Source organism: Rhodococcus sp. LB1 (assembly GCF_001583455.1).
Classification (GTDB): Bacteria; Actinomycetota; Actinomycetes; order Mycobacteriales; family Mycobacteriaceae; genus Rhodococcus_F; species Rhodococcus_F opacus.
On the sequence record NZ_LTCZ01000317.1, the window covers coordinates 1 to 7,424 of the forward strand.

At 68.6% G+C, this 7,424-nt stretch carries 7 protein-coding genes; 5 read left to right on the plus strand and 2 right to left on the minus strand.

Annotated features, from left to right (window positions below; all coding sequences use genetic code 11):
• The 3 genes from AZG88_RS32325 to AZG88_RS32335 all read left to right on the plus strand — a co-directional run.
• Positions 1 to 656, plus strand: a 656-nt coding sequence (locus tag AZG88_RS32325; RefSeq protein WP_061700181.1) for an AIR synthase-related protein, incomplete at its 5' end; no start/stop codon positions are given.
• A gap of 9 nt (positions 657 to 665) precedes the next feature.
• On the plus strand, positions 666 to 1,187 hold the full coding sequence (locus AZG88_RS32330; RefSeq protein WP_005240423.1) for a gamma carbonic anhydrase family protein: 522 nt from the start codon (positions 666 to 668) through the stop codon (positions 1,185 to 1,187).
• Positions 1,187 to 1,861: a uracil-DNA glycosylase gene (locus AZG88_RS32335; protein WP_025432337.1), complete on the plus strand. Its 675-nt coding sequence runs from the start codon at positions 1,187 to 1,189 to the stop codon at positions 1,859 to 1,861. Before AZG88_RS32330 ends, AZG88_RS32335 begins: the two co-directional genes overlap by 1 nt.
• Positions 1,862 to 1,906: 45 nt before the next feature.
• Here AZG88_RS32335 and AZG88_RS32340 read toward each other — a convergent pair whose 3' ends face one another.
• A complete protein-coding gene (locus AZG88_RS32340) occupies positions 1,907 to 2,695 on the minus strand; it encodes an enoyl-CoA hydratase/isomerase family protein (protein WP_061041990.1) in 789 nt (262 codons plus the stop codon).
• Positions 2,696 to 2,843: 148 nt separating this feature from the next.
• Positions 2,844 to 3,035: a 50S ribosomal protein L28 gene (gene rpmB / locus AZG88_RS50830; protein WP_005240429.1), complete on the minus strand. Its 192-nt coding sequence runs from the start codon at positions 3,033 to 3,035 to the stop codon at positions 2,844 to 2,846.
• Positions 3,036 to 3,271: 236 nt separating this feature from the next.
• Here rpmB and AZG88_RS32345 point away from each other — a divergent pair, with 236 nt between their 5' ends.
• The gene (locus tag AZG88_RS32345) at positions 3,272 to 4,966 is read left to right on the plus strand and encodes a DAK2 domain-containing protein (protein ID WP_061041991.1); all 1,695 of its coding nucleotides are present in this window, start codon (positions 3,272 to 3,274) and stop codon (positions 4,964 to 4,966) included.
• Positions 4,967 to 4,974: 8 nt separating this feature from the next.
• Complete coding sequence (gene recG / locus AZG88_RS32350) at positions 4,975 to 7,233, plus strand: ATP-dependent DNA helicase RecG (protein WP_061041992.1); 2,259 nt, start codon at positions 4,975 to 4,977, stop codon at positions 7,231 to 7,233.
• Positions 7,234 to 7,424 lie beyond the last annotated feature (191 nt).

Here is a 7,424-nt window from a genome sequence, read left to right on the forward strand (position 1 = left end):
CGGACACGTCGATCGACGTGGCGGACGGCATCTCGGCGGCAATCGGAGAGAGCGCGGAGGAACTCGGGGCCGGCGTCGTGGGCGGTGATCTCGTGCAGGCCGGGCAGGTCGTGATTTCCGTCACCGTCCTCGGTGATCTGGGTGGCAGGAGCCCGATCCGGCGATCGGGCGCGCGGCCGGGCGACGTCGTCGCCGTGGCCGGCGACCTCGGCCGGTCGGCGGCCGGTCTCGCGCTGCTGGTCGGCGGGTCCTCGGACTTCCCGGATCTTCTCGCCGCGCATCGTGTCCCCACTCCGCCGTACTCCGCCGCCTGGGCCGCCGCGGACGGGGGCGCGCACGCGATGACCGACATCTCCGACGGGCTCCTCGCCGATCTCGGTCACATCTGCGACGCCTCCGGCGTCGGAATGGCCCTCACCCGATCCGAAATCGCCGTCTCACCCGAACTGGTGTCGGCGGCGAAGCTTCTCGGCGCCGACCACTGGGAATGGGTGCTGACCGGGGGAGAGGACCACGGCTTCGCCGCCACCTTTCCTGCCGACGTCCCGCTCCCGGCGGGGTGGACGACGATCGGCGCGGTGCACGACGGGTCCGGCATCTCGGTCGACGGCGAGACCTGGCCGGGGGCCGGCGGCTGGCAGAGTTTCTCGGTATAGGTTGCACGCATGGCTATCTACGCGCTCGGGGACCGCGAACCCGACATCCATCCGGACGCCTACGTCCATCCCGACGCCGTGGTGATCGGGAACGTGACCCTGGCGGCAGGCACCTCGGTGTGGCCGCAGGCCGTGCTCCGCGCCGACTACGGCACCATCACCGTCGGCGCCGACACGAACATCCAGGACGGCACCGTGATCCATTGCACGTCGAACGATCCCACCGTCATCGGCTCGGGGTGCGTCGTCGGTCACGCCGCCCACATCGAGGGATCCACGATCGGCGACCACTGCCTGATCGCGTCCGGTTCGATCGTGCTCAACGGTTCGGTCATCGGTGCCGGTTCGGTCGTCGGTGCCGGCGCCGTCGTTCCGTTCAAGTTCGAGGTTCCGCCGCGGAGCATGGCGCTCGGCGTCCCCGCGAAGATCCGGCAGAACTACGAGGTTCCCGAGGGGCATCTCGAGATGAACGTGAAAATGTACGCCGCGAACGCGGCCTACTACCGCGACTCGCTGCGCAGGCTCGACTGATGGCGGCGCCGCTGTCGGACCTCGTCGAGGCCGGATGGGCAGACGCACTCGAACCCGTGTCCGGACGGATCACGGAGATGGGCGAGTTCCTGCGCGCGGAAATCGCCGACGGGCGTGAGTACCTCCCCGCCGGAGAGAACGTCCTGAGGGCGTTCACCCACCCGTTCTCCGAGGTCAAGGTCCTGATCGTGGGCCAGGACCCGTACCCCACACCCGGTCACGCGGTCGGTCTCAGTTTCTCGGTGGCCCCGGACGTGCGCCCGGTGCCACGCAGCCTCGGCAACATCTTCACCGAGTACAGCAAGGACCTCGGCTACGAGACGCCCACCACCGGGGACCTCACGCCGTGGTCGCGGCAGGGAGTGCTTCTGCTGAACAGGGTTCTCACCGTGCAGCCCGGACTTCCGGCCTCGCACCGGAAGAAGGGCTGGGAGGCGGTGACCGAGCAGGCCATTCGCGCTCTCGTGGCGCGCCCCGAACCCCTCGTCGCAATTCTGTGGGGCCGGGACGCGTCCACGTTGAAACCGATGCTCGGCGACGTGCCGACCATCGAGTCGGCCCACCCCTCACCGTTGTCCGCGTCGCGCGGATTCTTCGGATCGCGGCCGTTCAGCCGGGCGAACGAACTCCTCGACGGCCTGGGCGCCGAGCCGGTGAACTGGCAGCTGCCGTAATCGGCGAATTCCCCTCCTGCGCAGACGAGAAGTCGGCGCGCCGCTTCACTCCACGGACGAGAAGTCGGCACGCCGCTTCTCGACGAAGGCGTCGACGCCCTCGCGTCCCACCGGGCTGTCGGCCGCGGTGGCGATCGACGCGGCCTCCGCGTCGAGTTGCTCGGCGAGCGTCCGATATCGGGAGGCGCGGACGAGCGTCTTGATCCCCGAGAAGGACGGCGTCGGGCCGGCAGCGAGCGTGCGGGCGAGCCGGAGTGCCTCGTCCTGGACGACGTCGTCGCCGACGAGGCGGCTGAGGATTCCCAGTCGGACGGCCTCGTCACCGCTGAGAACGGCATCGGTGATCAGGATCTCGCGCGCGCGGGCGTCGCCGACGATGCGCGGGAGGGTCCAGGACATGCCGCCGTCCGGGGTGAAGCCGATGGACGGGTAGGCCGGGCGCAGCTTGGTGCCCGGGCCGCCGATGGCGACGTCCGTGAGGCAGACGAGGCTCATGCCGGCGCCCGCCGCCCACCCGTGAACACCGGCGATCACCGGAACGGTCACAGCGTCGAGCGCACGAACGAATTCGTGGAACACGCGCGCTACCTCGGCGACGTATTCGCTTCGCACCGGTGCGGCCGCGAAGGCGTGGACGTTGCCGCCCGCGCAGAAGTTCGGGCCCTCCCCGACGAGAAGGACGCTGCCGATTCGGTCACCGACCGCTTCGAGTGCCCGGGCACCCTGCACCATGCCCTCGCCGTCCAGCGAGGTGCCGTTCTCCGCCGTCGCGATCGTGATGCGCAGGACGCCGTCTTCGAGCTGTACTTTGCTGAGTCCATCGAGAGAAGTCACCGTTGCACCTTACGTGGGCCCCTGCGGGTGCCCGACGTGCCCCGATGCGCTGCGACGATGCCGAATAGGGCAGGTGTGGCGACACAAAAAAACTGCGCCCCCGACACCGAAGTGTCGGGGGCGCAGTGACATCGCACGCAGCGTCGGGTCAGCCCCGAGCAACCTTTCCAGCCTTCAGGCAGGAGGTGCAGACGTTGACCTTCCGGGTGTTTCCGGGGGCAACCTCGGCACGAACAGTCTGAATGTTCGGGTTCCAGCGACGGTTGGTACGCCGGTGCGAGTGCGAGACCGACTTACCGAAGCCGGGCCCCTTGGCGCATACGTCGCAGACGGCAGCCATAGTCGCGAACTCCTTCAAGATAGTGAACTGTGAAATTTGCTGGCCTCGTGGAGACAGGGCACAGCAAGCGCGCCCTGTACGAGGCAACCGTGAAAGAGTAGCCGCTCGAGTGCGGATTGGCCAAACCCGGTCCCGAAGGGCTCGGACCGCGGGCCCGATCATCGTCCCCCGACTAGTCTGACGGCACCTTCCCATTCCCCTGGCCGGAGAGGACGACAGTGGCCCCTGAGCTCCCGATGGACGGTCGAGTCCTCGAATCGTGGGCGCGGACCGCCGTCGCGGGTCTGGAAAAGCGGTGCGAGGAGATCAACAGCCTCAACGTCTTTCCGATCCCGGACTCCGACACGGGTACCAACCTGCTGTTCACCATGCGGGCGGCACTGGGTGCGATCGACGAGTACGCGGGCACCGAAAGCGGCGCCAAGGACGTCCGGCAGGTTGCCATCGCCCTGGCTCGGGGCGCAGTTGCAGGCGCGCGGGGGAACTCCGGGGTGATCCTGTCCCAGGTGCTGCGAGGGGTCGCGGAAGCGGCCGTCACCTCCGCCGTCGACACCCGGACGGTCCGGACCGGACTGCTGATGGCCACCAATCTGGTGACGGACGCGGTGAGCTACCTGGTGGAGGGCACCATCGTCACCGTGCTGCGCTGCGCGGCCGACGCGGCGGCGGAGTTCCCGGACGAGGCGCCGATCGCGGTCACGGCACGCGCAGCCGCGGATGCGGCGGCGTCCGCGCTCACCAGGACGCCGTCGCAACTCGACGTGCTGGGCACCGCGGGCGTCGTCGATGCGGGAGGACTCGGCCTCGTCGTGATCCTCGACGCTCTCGTCACGGCCGTGACGGGTGCGCCGCCGGATCGCGCACCGATCGCGCTCCACGTTCCGCGCCGCACCCCGTCCACTCATCGCGCAGAGTCCGTCCCCGTTGTCGCGCCGCCCGCGTCGCAGGGCCCGCATGCGCATCCGGGACCCGGACCCGACTGCGACGAGGGCTCGGATCAGGACTTCGAGGTGATGTACCTGGTCGCGGAGTCCGACGAGGACCGCATGGGGGAGTTGCGCACCACGCTGAACGCCCTCGGGGACTCGATCGTGATCGTCGGAGACGGCGGCGGAGGCTGGTCGGTGCACGTGCACTGCACGGATGCGGGCGCCGCCGTGGAGGCCGGACTGTCGGCGGGACGCATCCACGGAATCAGGGTCAGCAGTTTCCTCGTGGATGCGCGGGACCAGGGTTTGCTCGTTCCACCGGTCCGGACCCGGCCGGATCAGGGCGAGCGGGGCATCGTCGCCGTCGTGGCCGGGGACGGCGCCGCCGAACTGTTCGCGAGCGAGGGCGCGACAGTCCTCCGGTGCGACGACGCCCCCGTCACCCGGGCCCAGCTCCTCGGCATCATCAGGCAGATGGGACGCACCGAGGTGCTCGTCCTCCCCAACGGCGCGCTGACGGCCCAGGAACTCGTCGCGGTCAGTGCCGCGGCGAGGGACGCCCGCCACGAGGTCCTGCTGCTCGCGACGTCCGCGATGGTGCAGGGACTCGCATCCCTGGCGGTGCACGACCCCGAACGTGAGGCGGTGGACGACGCGTTCGCGATGTCGGAGGCGGCCGCCGCCACCCGCTGGGGATCGTTGCGCATCGCCCGGGAACGGGCCCTCACCTACGTGGGCACCTGCGAACCGGGCGACGGCATCGGACTGATGGGTCACGAGGTGATCGTCATCGAACCGGACGCGGTCGGGGCCGGACGGCGGCTCGTCGACCTCGTCCTCGGCGCAGGTGGCGAACTGGTGACGCTCCTGATGGGGTCGGAGGCGCCGGAGGGGCTGGACACTGAATTGGCCGATCACATCTCGCAGCGGCACCCCGGCGTCGAGGTGATGATCTACCACGGTGGACAACCTGGAGATCTGTTGCAACTCGGGGTGGAATGAGGAATTCGATGGCCACATTGTCCGACCGGCTCGATCATCTGCTGGGGAAGAAGACCGCCGACGCGCTCGAGGAGGCGTTCGACATCCGCACGGTCGAGGACCTGCTGCGGCATTACCCGCACCGGTACGCCTCGCAGGGCCGCGAGCTCGCCGAGAAGGACCCGCCGGAGGGCGAGCACATCACGATCATCGCCCGGGTCACGTCCGCGGCCGTCGTGAAGATGAAGAACCGGCCGGGCAGCATGCTCAAGGTGGTCCTGTCGACCGACACCCAGAACGTGGACGTCACCTTCTTCAGCCCGCAGAAGGTCAAGCACGTGATCAAGCCGGGTGTGCGCGCGATGTTCTCGGGAACGGTCAAGTACTTCCGCCAGAAGTGGAGCCTCACCCATCCGAGCTACCTCATCCTTCCCGAGCCGCGTGCCGGCAGCGAGGACCCCGTCGTGAACGTCGACAGGATCCGCGGTGCCGGGGATCTCGCCGGAATCGCCCGGGCGTCGCAGGAACCCGGTGCGGGGGTCGATCTGTCCGTGTTCGACCGGGCGCTGATCCCGCTCTATCCCGCCACGCGGGACGTCGAGAGCTGGACGATCATGAAGTGCGTCCGCCAGATCCTGGACCAGCTCGATCACGTCGACGACCCGCTGCCGGAGACCATCCGGGCCGAACGCGACCTGATCGGTCTCGACGAAGCCCTCCGGTCGGTTCACCTGCCCGACACCCGCGAGGACGTGGAGAACGCCCACGACCGCCTGCGGTTCGACGAGGCGACGGCGCTCCAGCTGGTTCTCGCCCGTCGCCGTCACGACAACGCCGAGCGAGTCGCGCCCGAGTGCCCGCCGGTGGCCGGCGGGATCGCCGACGTGTTCGAGAAGATGCTTCCGTTCCAGCTCACCGACGGTCAGCACGCGGTCGCCGACGAGATCTCGGCCGATCTGGCGCAGCCACACCCGATGAGCAGGCTGCTGCAGGGTGAGGTGGGTTCGGGTAAGACGATCGTGGCCCTGCGCGCCATGCTCCAGGTGGTCGACGCCGGTTACCAGTGCGCCCTGCTCGCGCCGACCGAGGTCCTCGCGACGCAGCACGCCCGGTCGTTGCGGGCGATGCTCGGCTCCCTCGCGACCGCCGGGGAACTCGGGGCGCACGAGAAGGCCACACGGGTGGCGCTGCTGACGGGGTCGATGCCGGTCGCCGCCAAACGCACCGCTCTCAACGAGGCGATCACCGGCGACGCCGGGATCGTCATCGGCACGCACGCCCTGATCCAGGACAACGTCGAATTCTTCAATCTCGGGATGGTGGTGGTCGACGAGCAGCACCGGTTCGGTGTCGAGCAGCGCGACCGGCTGCGGTCGAGGGCGCGGGAGGGCCTGAGCCCGCATCTGCTGGTGATGACGGCGACGCCGATTCCCCGCACCATCGCGATGACGGTGCTCGGCGATCTCGAGGTGTCGACGCTGCGCCAGCTGCCGAAGGGGCGGTCACCGATCAAGAGCAGTGTGGTACCCGCGTCCCAGAAGCCGCAGTGGGTTGCGCGCGCGTGGGAACGGATCCGCGAGGACGTGGCCGAGGGGCGGCAGGCGTACGTCGTGTGCTCGCGCATCGGAGACGGCGAGAAGGGTGACGGTGAGGACGCGTTCGACGAGAAAGCGCCCGAGACGAAGTCCGCCGTCGAGGTGTTCGAGGAGTTGAGCGGCACGATCATGCCGGACCTGCGGGTGGGTCTGCTGCACGGCCGGCTTCCCGCGGACGAGAAGGATGCGGTGATGCGCGACTTCACGGCCGGCGACATCGACGTCCTCGTGTGCACCACGGTCGTGGAGGTCGGCGTCGACGTCCCGAACGCGACGATCATGGTGATCGTCGACGCGGACCGTTTCGGTGTGAGTCAGCTGCACCAGCTGCGCGGACGCGTCGGCCGTGGCAAACACCAGGGCCTGTGCATTCTCGTCACGAAGATGAATCCGGGCGGTCCCGCCTACGAGCGATTGTCGAGCGTGGCGTCGACCAACGACGGTTTCGAACTGGCGCAACTCGACCTCGCCACGCGCCGCGAGGGCGACATTCTCGGTGCGGCGCAGTCGGGCACGACATCCACGTTGCGGCTGTTGTCGCTACTCGGCCACGAGGACGTCATCGCCGCGGCGTCCGAGTTCGCGCGTTCGGTGATCGCGGACGACCCGCGCCTCGAGAACCATCCCGGACTGTCGGCGATGGTGACGTCGGCGCTCGACGCCGACCGCATCGAATATCTGGAGAAAACGTGAGAACTTACTTCGCTTCACGTAAATCTTTGCTCGTCTGTTTCGGGTCTGTTGCAGAATTCGCACACGTCAGGGGGGTCTTTGTGAAGTTTGTGGAGGATCCTGAAATGTGGGATGCCATTTATCCGCGGCCGTCGACGGCGGGGTAGTTTGCTCCAATGTTCTCCAAAGTCCTGGTCGCCAACCGTGGCGAA